Raw genomic sequence first — 22,874 nt, forward strand, 5'->3', positions numbered from 1 at the left:
TCCTCAACGCCCGGGGCACGCCTACCCCTTCGGGCCGTCAGAGCAAGCGTCGCATCACCCCGGTCAGGGCACCGGCAACACTATGGCCACGTCCGTTTATCTTGAACCCTCCCCCTTCTGAAGGGCTTTGTTGGCGGAGCGCCTTGCACCGCGTCAATGCCGAATGGGGCCGACACCTTGTACTCCAGCAGGATTCTGCTGCCGGACCTCATCGATGCAATGGCTTCCAAGGCGGGGCCTCATGGCCGGCTGCTGTGCACGGTCACCGATTGGAAGTCAGGAATAAAGTGCGACGGCTCCGCCCCACAGGGCGCCCGGATTCAGGCGCTCGGGGAACCGCTGCAGCATGGCGTTGAAGAAGCCGAGCGCGCTGTCGTGCTGGAGGAGCAACTCGGCGGCGGTGTCGAGGTACTGGCGGGTCTCATGGATGGAGCGGGTGGCATCGTCGTCGAGCCCCTTGTTCTTGTGTCCGGCGACGATCCGGCGAGGCTTGAGGTCTTCGACGATTCCGATGGCTCGGCGCCATGCGTCCAGTCCGCCTTGTCCGGCCTCGACCAGGAACTGGTGCACGCCGTTGTAGATCACGTCGCCCGCGACCACGAGGTCGAGGTCGGGGACATGCAGGACGCTCGTGTCGTCGGTGTCGCTGTGGCCGGCTTCGATGATCACCAGATCGTGGTCTTCGAGCGTGAACCGGTTGTCGGGCACGGTGACGGCCGTGACCGGAGTGTCCGGGATCTGGCCGGGTAGGAACTTGTCCCAGAAGCCTGCACGGATCGACACGTTGTGGTGCATCTGCCTGATCGTGCCGGTCGTCGCGACGACCTGGGCGCCGAATCGCTCGGACAGGACACCGGCGGTGAACCAGTGGTCGCCGTGACCGTGAGTGGCGAAAATGTGGGTCAGGTTCCTACCGCTGGCGTCGATCCACTCACCGACGGCCTCGGCCTGAGCCGAAGTCATGGGCGGGTCGACGAGCACGGCGTCACGCTCGCCGTAGATGAGCGTGACGGACAGGGGAGAAAACGTCCGCCGGTCGCCGTTGGGGACGAGCTCGGGCACGCTCAGCGGGATCGGGTCGGCGATGAAGACCTCGTACGCGAGTGCACCGTTTGACGGCATGACAATACCTCTCGTTCATGGCTGTTAGGGGTCAAGAGACTGGCTGCTACGGGGACGGCTGGAGCTGACGGCCGAGGCGGGCGGCGAACGACTGGTCCGGTCCTCGGCGCTCGGGCCGGTTGCCGCGCGTCCCGGGCAAGGTCGTCGTTCGCGCCCGCGGACGTCGCGGCGGGGTGCTTGGGTCAGCCCGTCAGTTGCGGGTACAAGGCGGCGAGGTCGGCTGCCAGGCCCGCCTTGACCTGGCGGGACAGGTCATCGGCGAGCACCTCGTAGGCGTCGGCTTCGATTCCGTCCAGCGCCTGCTCCGCGACGCTCTGCGGCGACGTCTTCGGCGCGTCGACGTGAGCCGCCATGTCGGTGTCCACGTAGCCGACGTGCAGCCCGGTGACCGTGATGCCGCGCGGCTTCAGCTCCAGGCGCAGCGAGTTGGTCTGTGACCACAGTGCGGCCTTGGACGCGCTGTAGGAGCCGGAGAGCGCGACCCAGGAGAGGACGGAGTGCACGTTGAGCAAGTGGCCGCCGCCGTTGGCCTCGATGATCGGGGCGAAGGCGCGGGTCATCTGCAGGGGGCCGTAGAAGTTGGTGTCGAACTCGCGGCGAACGTCGTCCACGGGGGAGGTCAGGAATGACGCCGCTATGGCCGCAGCCGCGTTGTTGATCAGGATGGTGACGTCCTGTGCCTGTTCCGCGACGGCGGCCACCGAGGCGGGGTCGGTGACCTCCAGAGGCAGCGCGACGGCGCCGGGGTGGGTGATGGTGCGGGGGTCGCGGGCGGTGGCGTAGACCTTCTTGGCGCCTCGGGTGTACAGGGACTCGACCAGGGCCCGGCCGATGCCTCGGCTGCCTCCGGTGACGAGCACGGTCGAACCTGCGATTGCGGTCATGGATCTACTCCCGGCTTGTCGGCCGACCGGCGGAAACCGATCGGTTTCCAGTACCGTAAACCGATCGGTTTCATCTCTGCAACACAAGGCGTAAGCTCACTCCTATGACGTCCAGCACACCCGCCTCGCCCGTTGCCACCGCCACGGCGGCTCCGACTCGCGAAAGGCTCCTCGATGCCGCGGCCGCGCTCTTCTACCGGGAAGGCGTCAACATCGGCATCGAGGCACTGTGCCGCGCGGCCGGCGTCTCCAAGCGGTCGATGTACCAGCTCTTCACGAGCAAGGACGACGTCCTTGCCGCGAGCCTGGACCGTGCGGGTTCCCGCTACCTGGGCGCGCTGCTGCCCGCCCCCGAAGCCGACCTGCCACCGCGCGAACGCATCATGCACGTCTTCGAGCGCCTCGAGTCGCTGTCCGCGTCATCGGACTACCTCGGCTGCCCGTTCCTGGCGACCGCGTTCGAGCTCAAGGACCCCGAGCACCCCGCCAGCGTGGTCGCCCGGCGCTACAAGGACGCGCTCACCGACTTCTTCCGCGAGGAGGCCCGTCGTGGCGGCGCGCAGGACCCGGATCTGCTCGCCCGCCAGCTCACCGTGGCCTTCGACGGATCCAGCTCCCGCGTCGTCGCCCAGGCCCAGCACCTGGGCGGGCTGGCCACGGCCACCGCCACGGCCTTGCTGGACACGGCGGGAATGCCCTGACAGGGCGGGGCCGAGTCGATGGAGTCACGCCCCGGGGACCCGCCCAGAGGCCGGCACCGACACCCACCCAGACGCGTCCAAGGCGACCGACTCCCGCCTCTGCAGGGTCAGTTTGACTTCCGGGGCGACCACGACGGCTTGCCGAGACGCTGCGCTTCGACACACCGCGGCGACCTCACCCCCGCCTACGAGGGCCTTGAGATGGCGGCGGCGCCTGGATCCACCCTCACCATCCATGCCGCCGGACCCGGCTCCCCATCGGAAGAGAGCCTGCGCCTGCCAGCATCGTGGGCAGCCACCCAGGAATCCGACTCCCCCATACACAGCAGAGCAGCTGACCGCCCGTCACCAAATTCGCGACAACAGTGCTGGACGACAGCTCTCGCGAACTCGACACCTCGACATTGGTCTGGTGGCAGGGCCGGCGCCCCCGTTCAGGGCTGCTGGCGGGACTGCTCCGCGTCCGCCCCGGCTGGGCGCTGCGTCGGTTGCGCTGCGGTCATGTCCAGTAGGAGCAAGGCGTCGTGGTCGGGGGTGCCGGGTTCGGCGGTGTAGACGCCGATGCGCTGTCCGGGGGTGCCTTCCAGTTGCATGGACTGGGAGGTGAGGGTGACGGTGCCGACGCGGGGGTGGTGGAAGGTCTTCTGTGCGGGCTTGCGGCCGGTGACCTCGTAGCGTTCCCAGAGCCGGGCGAAGTCGGGGCTTTTCAGGAGGAGTTCGCCGACCAGATTGGTCAGGTCGGGGGCGTCGGGGGCGGTGCCTGCGACGGCGCGCAGCCGGGCTGCGCAGGCGGTGATCTGGCGGTCCCAGTCCGGGAACAGGGTGCGGGCGGCCGGGTGGAGGAAGAGGTAGCGGGCGAGGTTGCGGTGCTTGGCCGGCCAGTCCTCCAAGCCTGCGTACAGAGCGAGGCCACCGGGGTTCCACGCCAACATGTCCATGCTGCGGCTGATGACGTAGGCGGGGTTGGGGCGCAGCGATTCCAGCAGCAGCTTCAGATGCGGGCGCACGGTCCGGCTCGGCGCGGGCGGCGTCTCGGGCGCGTAGCGGGCGGCCCGGGCGGCCAGATCCCGCAGGTGCTGGTGTTCCTGGTCGTCCAGGTGCAGTGCGCGGGCGAGCGCGTCGAGGACGGAGGGGCTGGGGCGGGTCTCCTTGCCGCGTTCGAGGCGCACGTAGTAGTCGATGCTGATCCCGGCGAGGGTGGCCAGCTCTTCGCGACGCAGCCCCGGCGTGCGGCGCAGCCCTGGGCCGACGGTGAGACCGGCCTGCCGCGGGCTGGTCTGGGTGCGGCGGGCGCGCAGGAAACGGCCCAGCTCCGCGCCCTCGCTACCGCCGGTGGGGTGCTCCGATGCCATGACATCAGTGTCACACCGCGCTGACCTGGGCGGCAGCGAAGTGAGGGGCCCTGTCATTACCCCTGAACAGCTCGCCCTGCCACCTGCGCCGAACACGGGCGAGAGTGGGATACGGCCGCCCAGCAGCCGTACCCGGCTCGCGGGACGGAGCACGCAGAAGTGAGCGACCGGCTGAATAGCCGGCCCGATGGTGATCCGAAGTGGAGATGACTTACCGCCGTGAATCACGTAACACTCGGTGACCTCGATGTTTCCCGCATCGGCCTGGGCACGATGGGGATGTCCTACGGTTACACCGGAGCAGGCGAGGACGACGCCGAGTCGATCCGCACCGTCCACCGGGCCCTGGAGCTGGGTGTCACGTTCCTCGACACCGCCGAGGTCTACGGCCCCTACACCAACGAGGAACTGGTCGGCCGCGCCCTGAAAGGTCGCCGCGACGATGTGGTGCTGGCGACGAAATTCGGATTTCTCTCCCACACCGGACGGCCGTCCGGACAGCTCGACAGCAGCCCGGACAGCATTCGCACGGCCGTCGAAGGGTCCCTGAAGCGCCTGGGTACCGACCACATCGATCTGTACTACCAGCACCGCGTCGACCCGCAGGTCCCGATCGAAGAGACGATCGGGACGCTGGCCGGCCTCATCACCGAGGGCAAGATCGTCCACATCGGCCTCTCAGAGGCCGGCCCCGAGACGATCCGCCGGGCCCACACGGTCCACCCGGTCACCGCGGTCCAGACGGAATACTCCCTGTGGACCAGGGACCCCGAGACACGGCTGCTGCCCCTGCTGCGGGAGCTGAACATCGGCTTCGTGCCCTACTCACCGCTGGGCCACGGATTCCTCACCGGGCAGATCCGTTCCACCGGCGACCTCGATGACACCGACTGGCGCAAGAACAACCCCCGGTTCACCGGCGAGAACCTCCAGCGCAACCTGGCGATCGCCGACGAAGTCCAAGCCGTCGCCGACCAGGCCGGTGCCACTCCCGCCCAGGTCGCACTCGCTTGGCTGCTCGCGCAAGGCGACGACATCGCCCCGATCCCCGGCACCAAGCGCATGGCACGTGTTGAGGAGAACACCGCCGCCGACGCCGTGGAACTGACCGCCGAGCAGATCGAGCAACTGAACAACCTCACCCCCGCATCCGGCGACAGCCATGACGAGGCCGGTATGGCGATCATCGAACGCTGACCAGCGCCCGTCCCCACCCGCACAAAGGCCCCACGGCCGCCACCTCTGAAAAAGGACACACATCATGGAGTACACCCGCCTGGGGACGTCCGGACTGAAGGTCAGCCGCATCGCACTGGGCTGCATGAGCTTCGGCGACCCAGCCAAACGAATGCCGTGGGTACTCGACGACCACCAGGCCGAACCCATCTTCCGACAGGCCGTCGAACTGGGCATCACCTTCTGGGACACCGCGAACATCTACGGCCTGGGCACGTCGGAAGAGATCGTCGGGCGGGCCCTGAAGAAGTACGTGCAGCGCGACGACATCGTCCTGGCCACCAAGCTGTTCCAACCGATGCACCAGGGACCGGGCGGAGCGGGCCTGTCCCGCAAGGCCGTCATGGAGCAGGTCGACGCCTCCCTGCGGCGCCTGGACACCGACTACATCGACCTCTACCAGATCCACCGTTTCGACCCCGAAACCCCGGTCGAGGAGACGATGGAGGCCCTGCACGACGTGGTCAAGGCCGGCAAGGCCCGCTACATCGGGGCCTCCTCGATGTGGGCGTGGCAGTTCGCCACGATGCAACACACCGCCCAGACGCACGGGTGGACACGGTTCGTGTCCATGCAGGACCAGTACAACCTGATCCACCGCGAAGAAGAGCGGGAGATGTTCGGCCTGCTCGCCGCCCAGGGCGTGGGCAGCATGCCCTGGAGCCCTCTCGCGGCGGGGTGGGTCGCGCGCCCTTGGGGTACGCAGTCCGCCACGCGCCGCGGAAAGGACTACCCCGTCGTCGACCCCAAGGGCCGGCCGCTCTTCCTCGACAGCGACCAGGCCATCGTCGACACCGTGCAGAGGATCGCGGAGGCCCGCGGTGTCCCCATGGCGCAGGTCGCGATGGCCTGGGTCCTGAAGAACCCAGTCGTCTCAGCGCCGATCGTGGGCGCCACCAAACCCCACCATCTGGCCGACGCCGCCGCCGCACTCGACATCGAGCTCACCGAGGAGGAGATCCACTCCCTGGAAGAGGCCTACGTACCCCGAATGCCCACATGGTTCTGACGGACATTCACTGCCGTGTGCCCGGCCACCGGCGGGGAGCCTGGCCCTGCCCAACCGTGACCAGGCACGCACATACAGCAGCACGGCCCCAGCCTCGGCTATGCCCCCTGACGCGCTGCTCCGACCATCACGGCCCACGGATGTTCGCCATGTTCAGCAAGCGCCGCTTGGATGGCCGACCGAGAGGGGCGGCAGCAGCGCCCCATGCCTGACCCTCAGCTACCGCCATTCCCGGACGCTCCGCGCCGTGACCTACTCGGGGCGTCCCCTGCTACCCGCCCTACCCGACGGTTCACCGGGAGGTGTCTGCGTGATCACGCCACAGCTCAGCACCGCCATGCCGAGCCGGCGCACCGTCGTGCGCCAGGCACTGCTGACAGGAGCCGCTGCTCTGGCCGGAAGCCATCTGACGGGCTGCTCACCGTCCTCACCTCAACCAGGAACCTCCGCGCCCTCCCGCTCGGCTCCTACGACCGGGAGCAGCGGAAGTCGAGTCCTGCTGGTCTACTTCTCACGGCCGGGCGAGAACTACTTCTACGGCCGCCGCACCGACTTGAAGGCGGGCAACACCGAGGTCCTCGCGCGGAAGATCAGCAGCCGCATCACCTGCGACACCTACCGCATCCAGGCTGCCGACGCCTACCCGCACGACTACGACGAGACCGTCCGGCGCAACGTCCGTGAACAGGACACCGACGCCCGGCCGGCCATCTCCGGCCGCCTGCCTGTTCTCGACGGCTACGGCACGATCCTGCTGGGCAGCCCCATCTGGAACGTCAGAGCACCGATGATCATGACGACGTTCACCGAAGCCTTCGATTGGCGCCGTAAGACCGTCCACCCGGTCACCACCTATGCCATGAGTGGCCTGGGAACGACCGAACGCGACTACGCCGCCTCCTGCCCCGGCGCCACCGTCGCAGAAGGTCTCGCAGTCCGCGGCGAACAGGTCGGAGGCGCCGATTCCGACATCGAAGCGTGGTTGCAGCGCGCCGGCATTCCCCGCGCATGACCGCGCCCTGGAGCGTGCGGGCTGCGCCAGCCCGGCCGGGCCGCCGTCCAGCGCCATGGTGGTGGCCCCCGGCCCGTCCGTCACGGGCGTGCCCGCCGACGCGGACACCTCACAGAACTCACCCGCCTCAGCGTGATCGATTCCACCTGCCGCAGCAGCTGCACCGGGTCCACGAGCAGATTCACGAGGTAGAGGCCGACCACTGCCGTGCGCGCTGCCGACGGAGTCGCGACCTCCGCGACGAGTACGCCGCGGCGCTGGAGCAGCCGGTGGTCGCGAAGATGTCCGGCAGCGAAGTGGAGGAGCCCGGAGAGCCGGTGCCGGCGGTGGACCTGATGGCAGCGCCGGAGAGGAACATCGGAGGGGACAGGGGTTGGCATACGCCAGTCGCACGCTGTCGGCATGCGATCGCGCGACCGCCGCTAGTGTCCTGCGCCAGAAATGGCGGGGCTAAGTCTGTAGTCTGTTGTCATGTCGCCGGGTCCTCGTGCCGTTGAAGTCCGTCTGTCCGATCAGGAACGCGCGGAGTTGGCCCATTGGGCGAGCGGGGCGGTGGCACCACGGTTCGCGGAGCGGGCGCGCATCGTGCTGGCATGCGCGGACGGGACGCCGAACGCGAAGGTGGCGGTGGAGGTCGGCGTGACCGTCGCGACGGTGAGGAAGTGGCGGGGGAAGTTCGCGGCTGAGCGGATGGCCGGGCTGGAGGACGCCGCTCGTATCGGCCGGCCGAAGGCCGATCTGGTTTTGAGCGAGGCCGAACGGGCGCAACTGGTCCGGTGGTCCCGGCGCGCGAAGACCGCCCAGTATTTGGCGCTTCGCGCGAAGATCGTGCTGCGTTGCGCGGAGGGCGGGACGAACAAGCAAGCCGCGGCTGATCTCGGTGTCGATACCTCCACGGTTGATCGCTGGCGGGGCCGTTTCATCGCCGACCGCCTTGACGGCTTGGCCGATGAGCCCCGGCCGGGCCGGCCGCCGTCGATTCTCCTCGACCAGGTCGAAGAGGTGATCGTGGCGACCCTGGAATCCACGCCGGGAAGCGACACGCATTGGTCCCGGGCCTCGATGGCCGCCCGGACCGGGCTGTCGAAATCGACGATCGGCCGGATCTGGAAACGGTTCGACCTCAAGCCGCATCTGCAGGATTCCTTCAAGCTGTCCACCGACCCGCAGTTCGTCGCGAAGGTCGTCGACGTCGTCGGCCTGTACCACAACCCGCCGGAGAAGGCCGTGGTGTTATGCGTGGACGAGAAGAGCCAGATCCAGGCCCTGGACCGCTCGCAGCCCGTCCTGCCGATGATGCCCGGCATGCCCGAGCGCCGCACCCACGACTACCTGCGGCACGGCATCACCAGCCTGTTCGCCGCCTTCAACATCGCCGACGGCACTGTCATAGGGGAACTTCACCGCCGCCACCGGGCGGTTGAATTCAAGAAGTTCCTGATCACGATAGACAAGGCGGTCCCCACCGGACTCGACGTGCACCTGGTATGCGACAACTACGCCACCCACAACACCCCCGAGATCAAAGCGTGGCTGAGCAGACACCCCCGCTTCCACGTCCACTTCACACCCACCGGTTCGTCCTGGATCAACCAGGTCGAGCGGTGGTTCGGCCTGCTGACCGACAAGCTCATCCGCCGCGACATCCACACCTCGGTAAAAGCCCTGGAAGACGACATCAGAGCCTGGATCGACGGCTGGAACAAGAACCCCAGACCGTTCACCTGGACCAAGACCGCCGACGAGATCCTCAACTCCCTCGCCGACTACCTCGGCAAAATCGCACCACCAGCCACCGACAACCCACCAGAGACTTAGCACCGCCATTTCTGGCGCAGGACACTAGCGAGGTGCCGCGAGGACGTCCCGGAGCACGTCCTCGAGTGAGACGCGGGACAGCTCACGTCGCACGGTGTCCTCGATGCCCTCGTAGACGCCTTGCATCGCCGGCTGGATGCCGTGACCGACGACGCACCCCTGGTCCGGGGTGGCCCGGTGCAGCGCGAAAAGGGGCCCGGGCTCCACCGCCTCATAGACATCGAGCAGGTTGATCGACCCCAGGTCGCGCGCCAGCGCCCAGCCCGCACCCACCCCCCGCCGGGACTCCACGAGACCGGCGCGGCGCAGCTCGCCCAGCAGGCGTCTGATCACCACGGGATTGGTGTTGGCGCTGGTCGCGATCTGCTCGGAGGTGGCGACGGCGTTGCCCTGGCGCTGGTAGAGGCCGATCCAGGCCAGCGCATGGGCCGCGATCGTCAACCTGCTGTTGGCGCTCATGCGCCCCCTCCTCTCGGCGGAACCACTCTACGTTCGACAACGCAATCGTAACCAGTATAGTTGCGACCAGTGTCGTAACAATCTTTGTTGCGACAGGCTGGAATGGATCAACGAGGAGAGAAGCATGAGCAAGCCACTCGCTGGCAAGGTCGCCCTGGTCACCGGCGGATCCCGCGGACTGGGAGCCGCCACCGTACGGCTCCTCGCCGAGCAGGGCGCCGATGTCGCCTTCACCTACGTCAACTCCGAGAAGCCAGCGCAGGCCGTCGTCGACGAACTGCGCGACAAGGGAGCGAAGGCCGCTGCCTTCCAGGCCGACCAGGCGGACATGAACCAGGCGCCGCTGCTGATCGACGACGTGGTCACCGCCTTCGGCGGCCTGGACATCCTCGTCAACAACGCGGCGATCTCGGTGGAACAGGGCCGCACGGTGGATGACCCGAACGCCGACACCGCCGCTCTCGACCGCATGCACGCGACCAACTACCTGGGTGTGATCGCCGTCATCCGGGCCGCCTCCCGGGTGCTGCGCGCAGACGGCCGCATCATTACGGTGAGTTCCGGACTCGGTTCCCGCGTCGGCCTTCCTGGCCTCGCCGACTACTCGGCGACCAAGTCGGGCATCGAGAGGTACACGATGGGCGTCGCGCGGGACCTGGGGCACCGGGGCATCACCGCCAACGTCGTGGAGGCCGGGCTGATGGAGAGCGGCATGGAGCCGCCGGACCCCGAGACCCTTAAAACCCTGGTCAGCTCCCTCTCCCTCCAGCGCATGGGGCGCCCTGAGGAGATCGCCGCGGCAATCGCCTTCCTGGCGAGCCCCGCCGCCTCGTACGTCACAGGGGCGGTGTTGGACGCCCACGGCGGCTACAACGCCTGAACGGCGACCCTGTCCCCGCAATCGACCCGCGGGGTCGCACCAGGGCTCCGCGCACCCAGGAGCGGCCGGCAGTCCTGAGACCGCGGCGCGGGATGCTGGTGCTGCCACACGCCGCTGTGGCCGCAGGAGATCCGCGAACTCGACTTCTCCCGTCCTGCACCCCGACAGAGGCACTACCGATCTTGGCTAGCGAGAGCTAGCATCACCGCATGGCCAAGACGCAGCTGAACGTCCGGCTGGACGAGGACACGGTGGAGGCGGCCCGCCAGGCGGCGGGCAACCGGCACATGTCCCTCCAGGAGTACATCGAGCACCTGGTGAAGTCCGACACCGATCCCCTCCGGAAGCGTTCCTCGCGTCGGCGGCGAACGTGATCGAGGAGTTCGGGGACCTCATCGAGGAGCGCGTGCGTGAACCTCGAGGTTGACCTCGGCTGGATCCTGAGCGTCGCGAGCAATGCGGGGCAGGACGATCCGGCCCCGGACGACTTCGGCGTGCCCCTGTCGGCGGTGGAGCGGCACAAGGCCCAGCTGTTCGACCGGGACGTCTACGACGGGCCGGTCGCCCGCGCGGCCGCTCTGGCCCACTCCCTGGGGCGCCTGCGGTGGCTGGAGCGGTCGAACATGACGGTCGCTGTCGCGGTGACCGTGGCGTACCTGCAAGCCGCCGGCCGCCAGGTGAAACCCACCTGGGACGAGGTGCGGGCCCTGGTCGACGAACTGCGCGACGAGGCGTGCACCGGGCAGAGCGTGGCTGCGTTGCTGCGGGCGTGGCCCGCCTGACGCGGTGCTGAGGAGGACCTCGGCCCTGAGAGGGACTTCCCGGCGCGCAGAGGGGACGCCGGCGGTACGTCGTACTGCCGGGCGGGCGGGCCGGCGTAGCCGGTGGTGATGGAGGGCATGCTCGCCCCGCCATGACGCGCCTGCCAAGGGGACGTATGCAACCTGACACCAAGATGCACGAGTGGCGGATCGAACCTCGGGAGTATGCGCGGCAGGAGGAAAGACGCGGGAAGCGGCACGCCTACAACAACCTCGACCCGGCCCGGACCGCCCTGATCGTGATCGACATGGTGCCGTTCTTCGCCGAGGGGAATCCGTACGTCCGCGGCATCGTGCCGAACGTGGGCCGCATCGCTGAGGCGCTGCGCGTGGCCGGCGGCTTGGTGGCGTGGGTCGTACCGGCGCACGAGGCGCCCCTCGCGGGGGCGACCACCGAGTTCTACGGACCGGCGGTCAGCAGGCTGTACGCGGGGTCAGGGGGTGAGGGCCCGCTGCGGTCGCGCCTGTGGCACGCCCTCGACGTGCGGCCGGAGGATCCGGTGGTGCAGAAGACCGCGTACAGCGCGTTCTTCCCCGGTCGTTCGCCTCTTCCGGGGCTGATGGCGGAACGCGGTGTCGACACCGTCGTCATCACCGGCACGCTCACCAATGTCTGCTGCGAGTCGTCGGCCAGGGACGCCGCCACGTCGGGCCTGCGCGTGGTGATGGTCGCCGATGCGAACGCGGCCCGGCGCGACGAGGACCACAATGCGGCGCTGCACACGATCTACCGGTCGTTCGGCGATGTGCGCACCACCGCTGAGGTGGTGGACCTGATCGCGCGGCGGCCGGGCTGAGCACTGCCGGAGCGCGTTCTGGCGCGGCTCCGCGGCGCGGGGATGGGGATGCGACGGCACCCGGGCGCCGGTGGGGAAGGGGTCAGGCGGGCAGGCGCGGCACGCTGTCGATCAGGCGCCGGGTGTAGGGGTGTTCGGGGCGCCCCAGCACCTGGCGGGTGTCGCCCTGTTCGACGACGTGGCCGCGTTCCAGCACGGCGGTGCGCTCGCACAGGGACGCCACGACCGACAGGTCGTGGGAGACCATCACGAGGGTGAGGCCCTGTTCCTGCTTGAGCTCCGCGAGCAGGTCCACGACCTTGACCCGGGTGGTGACGTCGAGCGCGCTGACGGGTTCGTCGGCGAGCAGTACCCGCGGGTGGCACACCACGGCTCGTGCGATCGCGATGCGCTGGCGCTGTCCCCCGGAGAACTCGTGCGGATAGCGGTGCAGCGCCTCGGCGGGCAGACCGACGCGTTCCAGTGCCGCGGCCGCCTTCGGCATGGCGCCGGACCGTGTGTCGATGCCCAGGGAGCGCAGAGGCTCCGCCACGATGGCTCCCACGCGCCGTCGGGGGTCGAGCGAGGAGTAGGGGTCCTGGAAGACGCACTGCACGCTGCGCCGGAAACGGCGCATCTGCTCTCGGTCGCGCAGGGACAGATCGGCGCCGTCGAAGCGGACGCTTCCGGTGGTGGGGCGGGACAGACCCAGCAGCAGGCGCAGCAGTGTCGTCTTCCCGGCCCCGGACTCACCGACGAGGGCCAGGCTCTGTCCGCTCTCGACGGCGAGGGTGACGTCCTGCACCGCGCCGGCCGCGGCTCCCCGGTGGCGCAGGGTCACGTCCTTCAGCTCCAGCACGGGTGTCACGGTGCGCTCCTCAGGTCCAAAGCGGACTCCAGTTTCCGCGCGCTGGCCACGAGGGCCTTGGTGTACTCCTGCTGAGGAGAGCGGATGAGGTCGCCGACCGTGCCCTCCTCGACGGCACGGCCGTCCTTCATCACCACGGCACGGTCGGTCACCCGGGCCACGACGGCGAGGTCGTGGCTGACGAAGAGCACCGCCATCCTCCGTTCCCGTACGAGCGCGTCGACGAGGTCCAGCATCTCCGCCTGCACGGACACGTCCAGCGCGGTCGTCGGCTCGTCGGCGATCAGCAGCGCGGGGGCGCAGGCCAAGGCCATGGCCAGGGCGACGCGCTGGCGCTGTCCGCCGGAGATCTCGTGGGGGAATGCCCGGGCGACGCGTTCGGGATCCGGCATCCGTACCTGTGTCAGCGCGTCGCGCACGGCGTCACGCAGGGCGGCTCCCTTGAGACCGATGTGCCGGGCGAGCGGTTCGGCGATCTGCCGGCCCACGCGCATCAGCGGATCGAGCGCGGTGAGCGGTTCCTGGAAGACGATGGCCGCGTCGCGGCCGCGCACCGCGGTGAGCCTCTTGTCGGAAGCGCCGACGATCTGGGTTCCGGCCAGTTCGATGCTGCCGGTGGCGGTCATGCCGGCGGGCAGGAGGCCGAGCACGGCGAGCGTGCTGAGCGACTTGCCGGAGCCGGACTCGCCGATGAGACCGAGTCGTTCACCGCGTTCTACGGTGAAGGAGAGGTCGTCGACGAGGACGCGGTCGTCGGTGGTCCGGACGGTGAGTCCGCGTACGTCGAGGAGGCTCATGTGCGCCTCCGGCGGGTCGCGGGGTCGAGGGAGTCCCGCAGCCCGTCGGCGATCAGGTTGACGCCGATGACGAGCAGGACGAGGAGGACGCCGGGGGCGAGTGCCCCGGCTGGGGCGGTGGTGAAGGTGGCCTGCGCCTCCTGGAGCATGCGGCCCCATGAGGCGTTGGGCGGCGGAGCACCCAGGCCGAGGTAGGACAGGCCGGCCTCGGCCAGCACGGCGAGGCCGAACTGCAGGGCGAGGTTCACCGACAGGGTGGGCCAGATGTTCGGCAGGACGTGGCCGAGCACCGTGCGGGGCCAGGATGTGCCGGACGTGCGGGCCGCGGTGATGAAGTCCTGCGCCAGGACCCGCTTGACCAGGATGCGGACCAGCCGGGCGACGACGGCGCTCTGCGCCAGGCCGATCGCGAGGACCGCGGACCCGAGGGTCGCCGAGCGTGCCGCGACGATGAGCATCGCGAGCAGCAGCGTCGGGAACGCGATCAGGATGTCGAGGAACGCGGACAGGGTGTCGTCCAGCCAGCCCTGCGCGAACGCGGCGAGCATGCCGAGGGTGACGCCGAGGGCGGCGGCGATGAGCACGGAACCCAGCCCCGCCTCGACGGCGATGCGCGACCCCGCCATCACCTGGGTGAACAGGTCACGGCCGAGCTTGTCGGTGCCCAGCAGATGCCCCCCGCCGGGTGCCGCCAGCCGTCCGCCGGATGTGTCGTCGGCGGCGTAGGGCGACCAGAACAGGGAGACCAGCGCGAGCAGCAAAATCAGTCCGGCCAGGACACAGCCGACGGCGAGCGTGGCGGAACCCCGGAAGCGGCGCCCGGCTCGCGTCGCCCGCAGGGACGGGGCCGGTTCGAGAACGTCCTGGGTCATCGGGCTCCTCCCGACAGCCGTCCGCGCAGCCGCGGGTCGATGATCCGCTGGACCAGGTCGGCGACGAAGCCGATGACCAGTACGGCGAGCGTGGAGACGAACAGCACGCCCTGGATGACCGGGTAGTCGTGCTGGGCGATGCCGGTGGCGAGCATCGAGCCCAGGCCCGGCAGCGCGTACACCGACTCCACGACGACCGCGCCGAGCAGGGTCGTGGCGAGTTCGATGCCGAGGACGGAGATCACCGGTACCGAGGCGTTGCGCAGGCCGTGCCGCCACATGGCCCGGCCGAAGGACGACCCCAGGGCGCGGGCGGTCCGCAGATAATCGCTCCCCAGAACGTCGAGGGTCGCGGAGCGTACGTAGCGGATCAGGGAGGCGCTCATCACCAAGGCGATGGTCACGACCGGCAGGACGAGGGAGCGGACCGCCTCGCCCGGCTCGGACCAGCCGTCCGGCGGGAAGCCGCCCGCCGGCAGCCAGCCCGCGTTCAGGGCGAACACCGCGATCAGGATCATGCCCAGCCAGAACACCGGTATCGCGATGCCCAGCTGGGAGACGCCGCTGAGCAGGGCGCCGTACCAGGTGTGCCGCCTGTGTGCGGCGACGAACCCTGCGGGGACGGCGACGAGAACGGCGAGCACGAAGGCGGCCAGGGTCAGCGGGACGGTGACGTTGAGCCGGGACGCGACCTCGGGCCCGACGGGCAGCGAACTGACGAAGGACGTACCGAGATCGCCCCGGGCCAGCTGCCCGAGCCAGTGGGTGAACTGCTCGGGCAGCGGCCTGTCGGAGCCGATGGAGTGCCGTGCCGCGGCGATCTGCTCCGGGCTTGCGCCGACCGCGGTGAGTGCGTTGGCCGGGTCGCCGGGGAGCAGGCGGAGCAGCACGAACAGCACCACGCTCGCCAGGGCCAGCGACACCAGCAGGAAGACGAGTCGGCGCAGGAGGTAACGCGCCATCAGCCCTTCTTCTTGATGTCGTAGACGTAGAACTGCGAGTTGAGGCCGTTGAGCGGGTAGCCCGACAGCTTGCTGCTCGCGACGACGATCTGCGGGTAGAGGTACAACCAGTCGCTTGCCGCGTCCTCGGCGGTCTTCTCGTTGACCTTCTTCAGCAGCGCGGTCTGCTCATCGGTGGTGGCGGCTTCCTCGGCCTGCTGGACCCACTGGGTGACCTGCTTGTCGTCGTAGCCCCAGTAGAAGTCGGGGTTTCCGTACCAGACGAGGTCGCGGTCGTTGACGTGCTCCTGGAGCGTCGCCGAGAAGTCGTGGTTCTTGTAGACCTTCGTGTACCACTCGTCGGGGGTGATCGTGTTGATCGTGACGGTGATGCCGACCTTGGCCAGTTCCGACTTGATGAAGGTGGCGGCGGTCGGGTGCGGGTCGTAGTTCGGGGTGTCGAGGGTGAAGGCGAAGCCCTTGGCGTATCCCGCTTCGGACAGCAGCTGCTTGGCGCGCGCCGGATCGTAGGCGTTGACCTTGGTGAGGTCCTCGTACCAGGGGTCGGTCGGCGGCACCATGGAGCCGATGAGCTTGCCGTAGCCGCCCCAGACCGACTCCAGCAGCTTCTTGTCGTCGATCGCGGCGGACACGGCCTGGCGCACCTTGACGTCGGTGAAGGGCTTGGCCTTGTCGTTGAAGGCGAGCAGCAGCTTGGTCGTGGAGTCGCCGTCGTTGACCTTGTAGTTCCGGTTGCTCTTGAACTGGTCCAGGGCGTCGGGCGACTGCTCGCTGGTGACCACGTCGACGGCGTTGGTCAGCAGCGCGTTGTTGAGGGCCGTGGCGTCCTTGTAGTAGTGGAAGACGGCCTTCTTGTTCCCGGCGGCGTGGCCCCAGTAGCCCGGGAAGCGGTCCAGACTCAGGGCCGAACCGCGGGTCCACTTGTCCAGTGTGTAGGGGCCGGTGCCGTCCTCCGTCGTCTTCAGGTTCTGGGCCTTGGAGTTGATGATCCAGACGTAGGAGAGGTTGTAGATGAAGGAGATCGACTTCTGCGACAGCGTGACCTCGACCGTCCGCGCGTCGGGGGTGGCGACGTCCTTGACGACCTCGAGGTTGCTCTTGCGCGCGGACTGGGAGTCCTCGGCGATGACCTTCCGCAGACTGTACTTGACGTCCTCGCTGGTGAGTTCCTTGCCGCTGTGGAACTTCACGCCGTCGCGGAGGGTGAAGGTGTAGGTGAGCCCGTCGGGGCTGACCTTGTAGTCCTGGGCGAGGAGCTTGTCCACCTTGCCGTCGTCGGTGAGCCTGAAGAGGCCTTCGTAGACGTTGCCGTTGAGTGCCTCCGTCACGCCCTGGCCGCCGCCGGCGGTGTTGTCGAGGTTCTGCGGCTCGTAGAGCGAGCCGATGTTGACCGTCGCGTCCTTGTCGTAGGCGCCGCCGGCGCCGCTCCCTCCGGAGCTGGAGCCCCCGCAGGCCGTGAGCGTCAAAGCGAGCGTGGCGGCCGTCGCGGTGCCATACAGGGAGGTCTTCTTGAGGTTCATGATGAAGGCGCTTTCGTGCTGCAGTAACGAGAAGGCTGCGGGAGGTTCAGTGCTGCGCGAGGAAGCCGCCGCGGAAGAGGGGGAGTTTCTCGCCGGCCTCTACGGGCAGGTGGAAACGGTTCTGCCGCGGCGGCATCGGACAGTTGTACTGATCGGAGAATCCGCAGGGCGGCACGAAAGCGCGGTTGAAGTCGAGCAGGACTCGATCGTCGTCCTGGGTGCGCTCCACGAAGAGGAAGCGGCCGGCGCCGTAGGTGGCGGTCCCGTTGGTGGGGTCGCCGAAGACCAGCAGCAGGGTGCCGTCGTCGTCGAAGGCGCTCAGGGTGTACTCGTGACCGTCGAGGGTGAGCGTGATGTCGCCGGGGACGACGAGGTCCCGCGTGCCGCCGTTGTCCCGAAGGTGCTCGAAAGAGATCCGGCGGGCGCCGGGCACGGGGGTATAGGTGGCGTGCACCACCCACGCCGGGTCGTAGGGGAAGACGTCGACGCGGTCGAAGTTCCTGATGGCCGGTGAGTCGGCGTCCCAGAAGCGCAGACCGTACTCCGGCTCACCGGTGACGATGTCGGTCCGTTCGAGCGCCGTGACGGTCACCGTGTCCGGCTGCCCCACCCCGGCCTTCTCCGCATCGGAGTGCTCGCCCGCCGGGAGCCAGCGGGTCTCCACGAGGGCGAGATTCCCCGTCGCCGAGGTGAGACTGCGATGGCGCTCGGCGCGCCACGCGTGCCACAGCCCGACGGGGACGGACGCAGGTCCGATGGCAGTGGGCTGGGACACGTTGGACTCATTCGCGTAGAGGGAACGTCGGCACTCACGCCGCGATGGTCACGCTGCGCGAAGAATTGACCTAAGGGTGTTCTTTATCCGCCAGACGGAGATCCAAAGTCAACGAGGTCCCACATATTGAGACGATGTCGACCGACGGGGGCGGTCGGCGGAAGCACGTCCACCTCTCGGCGGAACGTGGGATGAGCCTCATGACCTGGGATTACGGGAGTCATCACCCCACCCTGACTCGCGGACGACCACATCACAGACTGTCCATTATTTGAGACCAACAGGTGACCTGCGCGTGCGGGTCAGAGGCACCGCGGCACCGCCATGGGCGCCGCCACACCGCCGGTCCACTGCCCTGCGTGACCTTCGCCACCACCGCCGCGCCATGCCGGCAGCGTCGGCGTACGGAACGACCACCGGCCGGCCGCGGCCTTCGCCGCCCGGGTGGGACCGAGCCATCAGGGCGCGCCCCTGAGGGTGTGCCCCCTGGCAGGCTGAAGGCATGACGCTCTCGGGAGATCAAGCACTGACCACGGCAGTTCGCGATGCCGACTCGCCGGACTGGTCGGTACGCGCCGCGGCTGGGCGGCGCCTCGCGGCCTCGGACAAGGTGGATGAGATGGCGGATGTCATCCACCGCCTCCTCCTGGACGCCCAGGACACCGCGGTCACCCAGGAGACGGCGGTGGCTCTGCTCGCACGCAGGGACTCCATCGGCCTCCGCCGCGTCCTACTGGCCTGAAGCCATGCGGCCGAGACCTGGACGGCGGACGAGATCCAAGCCGCCCTGGACAGCGATCCCGACTGGACGGTCGACGAAGGCGCGGACCGGCTGATCGGGCAACTGCACGAACTGGCGGCGGACACAGACGCCGACGTCCGCGATGAAGCCCAGCGGATCCTCGCGAGGTTGCGGCCGCAGAAGCGTTGATTTCGAAGGTCGACCGACAACGCCTGCGCGCCTCCCCGAAAAGCGTCAGGGCGGCGAGGCTCGCATCCCGCGCTCTCCACTCGGACCGGTGAAGCGCTTCGTCCTGGATCATCTCGAAAGCCCGGCTTTCGTATTGCCGAAGCACTGCACGAAAGTGACGCTTCATGTCTTGTCCATGACAGATCCGGGGAACTCTTGTCCCCGCACCTGACGGGGACTCAAGGTCGCTTCGTGACACCGCCCCGCGTGCCGCTTCCGGTTCAGCCCGCGCCCCCTGCGCGTGCGTGATCGGGCCGTCGCTGCCGCGCGCACCGACGCGCGGCAGCCGAGGCCGTCGTCGCCGGTCTGCGTCTGACTGGGCCTCACTGGCCCCGCAAGGGACGCGCCGGTCGCCCTTCTCGGAAACGAGCATGGAATCCGTCGAGTTCAGGTGATCCACGCAGCCGGTTGCGGTCCTCGCTCGCGTGCTCGGTGACCTCACGGGCGACGAGTTCACGCGGACGCGTTCGCCGTCGCCCTTAGGGCATCCGGCGCGCGAATCGGGCCGACACGTCCGGTCGACCGAACCACTGACGACATCTTGTCTCGCCCCTGACGGCTGTGATTGAGTAACACACGAAACAATTGAATCGATTCATTAACGGCATGCGTGCGCGCCGCATACCGAACCGTGCGTCATCGATGGGAGCAAGCGTGAGGAAGCGAAGAATCGCTGCCGGGCTGGTGCTGTCACTCGCGGCCGTGTGGGGGCTGGGAGCGGCGCCCGGAGCGGCGGGCGCGCCCGTCCCGGACCTCCAACAGGGCCCGTCCGCAGGCGGGTCGGCGCTCAAGGTCAGCGGGCTAGAGGTCGAGCACCAGGTCCAGCCCCTGGGTGTCGACGTCCCCCGGCCCAGGCTGAGCTGGCAGGTGGCACCGGGCCATGGCGCGGCCGGTCGCACCCCTGCCGGGCAAACGGCCTACGAAGTGGAGGTGTCCACGTCGCGCGGCGGCCGGGCGGACGTCTGGGACAGCGGGCGCGTGCGCTCTTCCCGGTCCTTCGATGTGGCGTACGACGGGCCCGCTCTCACGTCGCGTTCGCACTACTACTGGCGCGTACGGGTCTGGGACCGTTCCGGAAAGGCATCGCCGTGGAGCGGCGAGGCGCGATTCGAGACGGCCTTCGTGAACCCCGGTGACTTCGGCGGGGCGTGGATCGGGGCGCACGACAAGGCGCCCACGCTGCGGCTCGACGACGCGAGCTGGATCTGGTACCCCGAGGGCAATCCGGCCGACTCGGCTCCCGCCGGGACGCGCTACCTGCGCCGGAGCTTCGATGTGCCCGCCGACGCGCAGATCACCGCGGCGGAGCTGCAGCTCACCGCAGACGACCGCTTCACGCTCCACGTCAACGGCACGGAGGTGGCGAGCTCTCCGCGCGTCGCGGACTCCTGGAGGACGGCGAGCGTCATCGACATCGCCCCCTACCTGCACGCGGGCGCCAATGTGCTGGCGGTCGAGGCGACGAACACCAATCAGGGGCCGGCGGGCGTGCTCGGAAGCCTGCACTTCCAGGGCGCGGGATCGCCTGCCGACCTCGTCACGGACAGCGGCTGGAGGGCCTCGTCCACCGCGGACGACGGGTGGGAGCAGCCCGGATTCGACGACGCGGCGTGGCCGAACGCGCGCGAGGCGGCACACTACGGATCAGGCCCCTGGGGCCGGTCGGTGTCGGCGCCGCCGCCCCCCGAGACGCTGCTGCGCGACGAGTTCACGGCGAAGAAGCACGTGGCGTCGGCCCGCGCCCACATCGCGGGCCTTGGCTACAACAAGCTGTACCTGAACGGCCGGCGCATCGGCGACCGCGAACTCGAACCCGGGTTCACCGTGTACGACAAGACCGTCCTGTATTCGACGTACGACGTCACCGACGCCGTGCGTCAGGGCGGCAACGCCATCGGGGTCAGCCTCGGCCGCGGCTTCTACGCGATGACCAACCCCGACGAGTGGAAGGCGTCGTCCTGGTGGGGCGAGCCCAAGCTCAAGCTGGAGCTGGACATCACCTACACCGACGGCACGCACCAGCAGGTGGTCAGCGACGACTCGTGGAAGGTGTCCGACGGGCCGACGACCACCCAGTCGCTCTGGTTCGGGGAGACCTACGACGCCCGCGTCGAGCAGTCCGGCTGGGACCGTCCGGGCTTCGACGACGACACCTGGCGTCGCGCCCTTACGGTCGACGGCCCCAAGGGCACGCTCCGCTCGGAGAACTTCCCGCCCGTCAAGGTGACCGACCACCTCAAGGCCGAGCACACCACCGCGCCGGCCGACGGCACGCACGTCTACGACTACGGCCGGCCCACGGCCGGCTGGGCGCGCATCGGGGTCCAGGGGCCTGCCGGAGCCACGGTCACGGTCACCTACGGCGAGAAGCTGCGCGCCGACGGCACCGTCGACAACACCGGCGCCTTCGGGATGGCCCTGCAGTCCTACTCCTACACCCTCAAGGGCGACGGAGTGGAGTACTACCAGCCCAGCTACAGCTACGCCGGCTTCCGCTACGCGCAGGTGGTCGTCCCCCAGGGGGTCACCCTCCGCTCGGTCGACGGAATGAGGGTCCACACGGCCGTATCGTCCACCGGTGACTTCACCAGCTCCAGCGACCTGCTGAACCGCTACCAGGACGCGCAGGCCGACACAATCCTCAACAACCTGCACTCGATCCCGACCGACACGCCCATGTACGAGAAGCGGCCCTACACGGCTGACGGCTTCCTGTACGCGGACTCGGCGATCGCGAACTTCGACATGCAGAACTTCTACGCCGGCTGGCTGCGCTCGCACCGCGACGACCAGAACGACGACGGATCGATCGGCCCCACAGTGCCCACCACCGAGTCGGGGAAACAGGTCAAGGACCCCATCTGGTCGGCCAGCTTCATCCTCGGCGCCTGGGACCTGTACTGGTACTACGGCGACACCAACACGCTCGCCGAGAACTACGACGGCATGAAGGCCTGGCTGGAGCACTACGAGCACGACATCGCCGGCACCGGCGGCATCTACACCGGCTTCAGCTACGGCGACTGGCTCTCCCCCGAGGGCGCCAATGCCCCGGAAGGCACCCGGCTGTCGGGAACCGCGTACATCTACCTCACCGCGACGCGGCTGGCGACGATGGCGAAGGCGATCGGCCACGACGCGGACGCCCGTCACTTCTGCGCCTTCGCCGCACAGGTCAAGGACACCTTCAACGCCACGTTCTACGACGCAGACCAGGAGGCCTACTACGACAACAAGGCCGCGGGCTACCGGCAGACGTCGAACCTGCTGCCACTGAGCTTCGGCCTGGTGCCCAAGGAGCACCGCCAGGCCGTGGTCGACAACCTCGTCGAGGACATCCACGCCCGCGGAGACCACCTGGACACCGGCGCGCTCGGCACCAAGGCGCTCCTTCCGGTCCTCACCGACGCCGGACATGCCGACCTGGCCTACACGGTGGCCACCAACCCGACCTATCCCGGCTGGGGTTACTGGTTCGAGGGCCTGGGCGCCACGACCATGTGGGAGGAGTGGAACGCGAACTCGCGCTCGCACGACCACGCCTTCATGGGCACGGTGGACGACTGGCTCTACCAGGATGTCGCCGGCATCGAACCCGCCGCACCCGGCTACACGAAGGTGAGGATCCGCCCCCAGGCCGTAGGCGACCTGACACACGCCTCCGCGCACGTCGAGTCACCGCTCGGCCGGATCGCCTCGTCGTGGACCCGGGCACACGGACGCTTCAGTCTGCGCGTGGACGTGCCGGTGGGGTCGACCGCCGAGGTTCTCGTGCCGGTGAGCGGCCGGCAGACCGTGCACGCTCCCGCAGCCGCGGCGGCCGGCGAACGCGGTGGCGGCTACGCCCGCTTCACCGTCGGCGCGGGGAGCCACCTGTTCCGCGTGACGGGGTAGGTGTCGTCCCACAGCGTTGGTGACACGCACGCCGGGTGGCGGAGAAGGCGAGGGCCTTCGCGGTGCGGTGGGGATGGCGACATCCACCGCCGGCCGGCGAGGCCCTCGCCACACCCCTCGTGATCCCGTACGTGCGCCCCGCGCTC

21 protein-coding genes and 1 pseudogene are annotated in these 22,874 nt (G+C 68.8%); 12 read left to right on the forward strand and 10 right to left on the reverse strand.

Annotated features, from left to right (window positions below; all coding sequences use genetic code 11):
• Positions 1-276: 276 nt before the first annotated feature.
• Together OIE69_RS02160 and OIE69_RS02165 are read right to left on the reverse strand one after the other, a co-directional pair.
• The gene (locus tag OIE69_RS02160; RefSeq protein WP_326570215.1) at positions 277-1,122 is read right to left on the reverse strand and encodes an MBL fold metallo-hydrolase; all 846 of its coding nucleotides are present in this window, start codon (positions 1,120-1,122) and stop codon (positions 277-279) included.
• A 182-nt stretch (positions 1,123-1,304) separates the two neighbouring features.
• A complete protein-coding gene (locus OIE69_RS02165) occupies positions 1,305-2,006 on the reverse strand; it encodes an SDR family oxidoreductase (protein WP_326570216.1) in 702 nt (233 codons plus the stop codon).
• Positions 2,007-2,110: 104 nt separating this feature from the next.
• Here OIE69_RS02165 and OIE69_RS02170 point away from each other — a divergent pair, with 104 nt between their 5' ends.
• Positions 2,111-2,707 carry a TetR/AcrR family transcriptional regulator gene (locus tag OIE69_RS02170; protein WP_326570217.1) on the forward strand — a complete coding sequence of 199 codons (597 nt, stop codon included), beginning with the start codon at positions 2,111-2,113 and terminating at the stop codon, positions 2,705-2,707.
• A gap of 168 nt (positions 2,708-2,875) precedes the next feature.
• Positions 2,876-3,025 (forward strand): annotated as a pseudogene (locus tag OIE69_RS02175) (transcriptional regulator); the annotation flags it as partial.
• Between the two features lie 116 nt (positions 3,026-3,141).
• Here OIE69_RS02175 and OIE69_RS02180 read toward each other — a convergent pair.
• A complete protein-coding gene (locus OIE69_RS02180; protein WP_326570218.1) occupies positions 3,142-4,059 on the reverse strand; it encodes a helix-turn-helix transcriptional regulator in 918 nt (305 codons plus the stop codon).
• A 219-nt stretch (positions 4,060-4,278) separates the two neighbouring features.
• Here OIE69_RS02180 and OIE69_RS02185 point away from each other — a divergent pair, with 219 nt between their 5' ends.
• The 4 genes from OIE69_RS02185 (at position 4,279) to OIE69_RS02200 (ending at position 9,134) form a co-directional block, all read left to right on the forward strand.
• Positions 4,279-5,256 carry an aldo/keto reductase gene (locus OIE69_RS02185; protein ID WP_326570219.1) on the forward strand — a complete coding sequence of 326 codons (978 nt, stop codon included), beginning with the start codon at positions 4,279-4,281 and terminating at the stop codon, positions 5,254-5,256.
• Between the two features lie 64 nt (positions 5,257-5,320).
• Complete coding sequence (locus OIE69_RS02190) at positions 5,321-6,304, forward strand: aldo/keto reductase (protein WP_326570220.1); 984 nt, start codon at positions 5,321-5,323, stop codon at positions 6,302-6,304.
• Between the two features lie 310 nt (positions 6,305-6,614).
• Complete coding sequence (locus OIE69_RS02195) at positions 6,615-7,316, forward strand: flavodoxin (protein ID WP_326570221.1); 702 nt, start codon at positions 6,615-6,617, stop codon at positions 7,314-7,316.
• Positions 7,317-7,787: 471 nt separating this feature from the next.
• On the forward strand, positions 7,788-9,134 hold the full coding sequence (locus OIE69_RS02200; RefSeq protein WP_326570222.1) for an IS630 family transposase: 1,347 nt from the start codon (positions 7,788-7,790) through the stop codon (positions 9,132-9,134).
• Between the two features lie 24 nt (positions 9,135-9,158).
• On the opposite strand, the gene OIE69_RS02205 is transcribed toward OIE69_RS02200, so the two are convergent.
• Positions 9,159-9,593: an Rrf2 family transcriptional regulator gene (locus OIE69_RS02205; protein WP_326570223.1), complete on the reverse strand. Its 435-nt coding sequence runs from the start codon at positions 9,591-9,593 to the stop codon at positions 9,159-9,161.
• Positions 9,594-9,717: 124 nt separating this feature from the next.
• On the opposite strand from OIE69_RS02205, the gene OIE69_RS02210 reads away from it, so the two are divergent.
• The 4 genes from OIE69_RS02210 to OIE69_RS02225 all read left to right on the forward strand — a co-directional run bounded on the left by OIE69_RS02210 (position 9,718) and on the right by OIE69_RS02225 (position 12,091).
• Positions 9,718-10,473 carry an SDR family NAD(P)-dependent oxidoreductase gene (locus OIE69_RS02210; protein ID WP_326570224.1) on the forward strand — a complete coding sequence of 252 codons (756 nt, stop codon included), beginning with the start codon at positions 9,718-9,720 and terminating at the stop codon, positions 10,471-10,473.
• Positions 10,474-10,682: 209 nt separating this feature from the next.
• Positions 10,683-10,847, forward strand: coding sequence for a hypothetical protein (locus OIE69_RS02215; protein WP_326570225.1), 165 nt, complete (start codon positions 10,683-10,685; stop codon positions 10,845-10,847).
• A 36-nt stretch (positions 10,848-10,883) separates the two neighbouring features.
• Positions 10,884-11,255, forward strand: a complete 372-nt coding sequence (locus OIE69_RS02220; RefSeq protein WP_326570226.1) for a fic family toxin-antitoxin system, toxin component — start codon at positions 10,884-10,886, stop codon at positions 11,253-11,255.
• A 155-nt stretch (positions 11,256-11,410) separates the two neighbouring features.
• The gene (locus OIE69_RS02225) at positions 11,411-12,091 is read left to right on the forward strand and encodes an isochorismatase family cysteine hydrolase (protein ID WP_326570227.1); all 681 of its coding nucleotides are present in this window, start codon (positions 11,411-11,413) and stop codon (positions 12,089-12,091) included.
• A gap of 82 nt (positions 12,092-12,173) precedes the next feature.
• Here OIE69_RS02225 and OIE69_RS02230 read toward each other — a convergent pair whose 3' ends face one another.
• The 6 genes from OIE69_RS02230 to OIE69_RS02255 are packed head-to-tail and all read right to left on the reverse strand — an operon-like array spanning position 12,174 to position 17,864.
• The gene (locus OIE69_RS02230; RefSeq protein WP_326570228.1) at positions 12,174-12,938 is read right to left on the reverse strand and encodes an ABC transporter ATP-binding protein; all 765 of its coding nucleotides are present in this window, start codon (positions 12,936-12,938) and stop codon (positions 12,174-12,176) included.
• The gene (locus OIE69_RS02235) at positions 12,935-13,735 is read right to left on the reverse strand and encodes an ABC transporter ATP-binding protein (RefSeq protein ID WP_326570229.1); all 801 of its coding nucleotides are present in this window, start codon (positions 13,733-13,735) and stop codon (positions 12,935-12,937) included. The genes OIE69_RS02230 and OIE69_RS02235 overlap by 4 nt, the downstream gene beginning before the upstream one ends.
• Positions 13,732-14,607 carry an ABC transporter permease gene (locus OIE69_RS02240; RefSeq protein WP_326570230.1) on the reverse strand — a complete coding sequence of 292 codons (876 nt, stop codon included), beginning with the start codon at positions 14,605-14,607 and terminating at the stop codon, positions 13,732-13,734. The genes OIE69_RS02235 and OIE69_RS02240 overlap by 4 nt, the downstream gene beginning before the upstream one ends.
• A complete protein-coding gene (locus OIE69_RS02245) occupies positions 14,604-15,569 on the reverse strand; it encodes an ABC transporter permease (protein ID WP_326570231.1) in 966 nt (321 codons plus the stop codon). The genes OIE69_RS02240 and OIE69_RS02245 overlap by 4 nt, the downstream gene beginning before the upstream one ends.
• Positions 15,569-17,089 (reverse strand): ABC transporter substrate-binding protein, encoded by a 1,521-nt coding sequence (locus OIE69_RS02250; protein ID WP_326570232.1) that lies wholly within the window; start codon positions 17,087-17,089, stop codon positions 15,569-15,571. The genes OIE69_RS02245 and OIE69_RS02250 overlap by 1 nt, the downstream gene beginning before the upstream one ends.
• Positions 17,090-17,135: 46 nt before the next feature.
• Positions 17,136-17,864 carry a DUF1684 domain-containing protein gene (locus OIE69_RS02255; protein ID WP_326570233.1) on the reverse strand — a complete coding sequence of 243 codons (729 nt, stop codon included), beginning with the start codon at positions 17,862-17,864 and terminating at the stop codon, positions 17,136-17,138.
• 502 nt (positions 17,865-18,366) lie between these two features.
• On the opposite strand from OIE69_RS02255, the gene OIE69_RS02260 reads away from it, so the two are divergent.
• Together OIE69_RS02260 and OIE69_RS02265 are read left to right on the forward strand one after the other, a co-directional pair.
• Entirely contained in the window at positions 18,367-18,606 is a 240-nt protein-coding gene (locus OIE69_RS02260; RefSeq protein ID WP_326570234.1) for a hypothetical protein, read from the forward strand.
• Between the two features lie 882 nt (positions 18,607-19,488).
• Positions 19,489-22,728 (forward strand): family 78 glycoside hydrolase catalytic domain, encoded by a 3,240-nt coding sequence (locus tag OIE69_RS02265; protein ID WP_326570235.1) that lies wholly within the window; start codon positions 19,489-19,491, stop codon positions 22,726-22,728.
• Positions 22,729-22,874 lie beyond the last annotated feature (146 nt).

It is taken from the genome of Actinacidiphila glaucinigra, assembly GCF_035918135.1.
GTDB classification, from domain to species: Bacteria; Actinomycetota; Actinomycetes; order Streptomycetales; family Streptomycetaceae; genus Actinacidiphila; species Actinacidiphila glaucinigra.

Bases quoted from the DNA above. Each gene is read 5' to 3' on its own strand.
- OIE69_RS02200 (WP_326570222.1), top strand. From the start codon at position 7,788: ATGTCGCCGGGTCCTCGTGCCGTTGAAGTCCGTCTGTCCGATCAGGAA.
- OIE69_RS02215 (WP_326570225.1), top strand. From the start codon at position 10,683: ATGGCCAAGACGCAGCTGAACGTCCGGCTGGACGAGGACACGGTGGAG.
- OIE69_RS02240 (WP_326570230.1), bottom strand. From the start codon at position 14,607: ATGACCCAGGACGTTCTCGAACCGGCCCCGTCCCTGCGGGCGACGCGA.
- OIE69_RS02170 (WP_326570217.1), top strand. From the start codon at position 2,111: ATGACGTCCAGCACACCCGCCTCGCCCGTTGCCACCGCCACGGCGGCT.
- OIE69_RS02260 (WP_326570234.1), top strand. From the start codon at position 18,367: ATGACGCTCTCGGGAGATCAAGCACTGACCACGGCAGTTCGCGATGCC.
- OIE69_RS02165 (WP_326570216.1), bottom strand. From the start codon at position 2,006: ATGACCGCAATCGCAGGTTCGACCGTGCTCGTCACCGGAGGCAGCCGA.
- OIE69_RS02190 (WP_326570220.1), top strand. From the start codon at position 5,321: ATGGAGTACACCCGCCTGGGGACGTCCGGACTGAAGGTCAGCCGCATC.
- OIE69_RS02225 (WP_326570227.1), top strand. From the start codon at position 11,411: ATGCAACCTGACACCAAGATGCACGAGTGGCGGATCGAACCTCGGGAG.
- OIE69_RS02235 (WP_326570229.1), bottom strand. From the start codon at position 13,735: ATGAGCCTCCTCGACGTACGCGGACTCACCGTCCGGACCACCGACGAC.
- OIE69_RS02180 (WP_326570218.1), bottom strand. From the start codon at position 4,059: ATGGCATCGGAGCACCCCACCGGCGGTAGCGAGGGCGCGGAGCTGGGC.
- OIE69_RS02245 (WP_326570231.1), bottom strand. From the start codon at position 15,569: ATGGCGCGTTACCTCCTGCGCCGACTCGTCTTCCTGCTGGTGTCGCTG.
- OIE69_RS02205 (WP_326570223.1), bottom strand. From the start codon at position 9,593: ATGAGCGCCAACAGCAGGTTGACGATCGCGGCCCATGCGCTGGCCTGG.
- OIE69_RS02210 (WP_326570224.1), top strand. From the start codon at position 9,718: ATGAGCAAGCCACTCGCTGGCAAGGTCGCCCTGGTCACCGGCGGATCC.
- OIE69_RS02250 (WP_326570232.1), bottom strand. From the start codon at position 17,089: ATGAACCTCAAGAAGACCTCCCTGTATGGCACCGCGACGGCCGCCACG.
- OIE69_RS02160 (WP_326570215.1), bottom strand. From the start codon at position 1,122: ATGCCGTCAAACGGTGCACTCGCGTACGAGGTCTTCATCGCCGACCCG.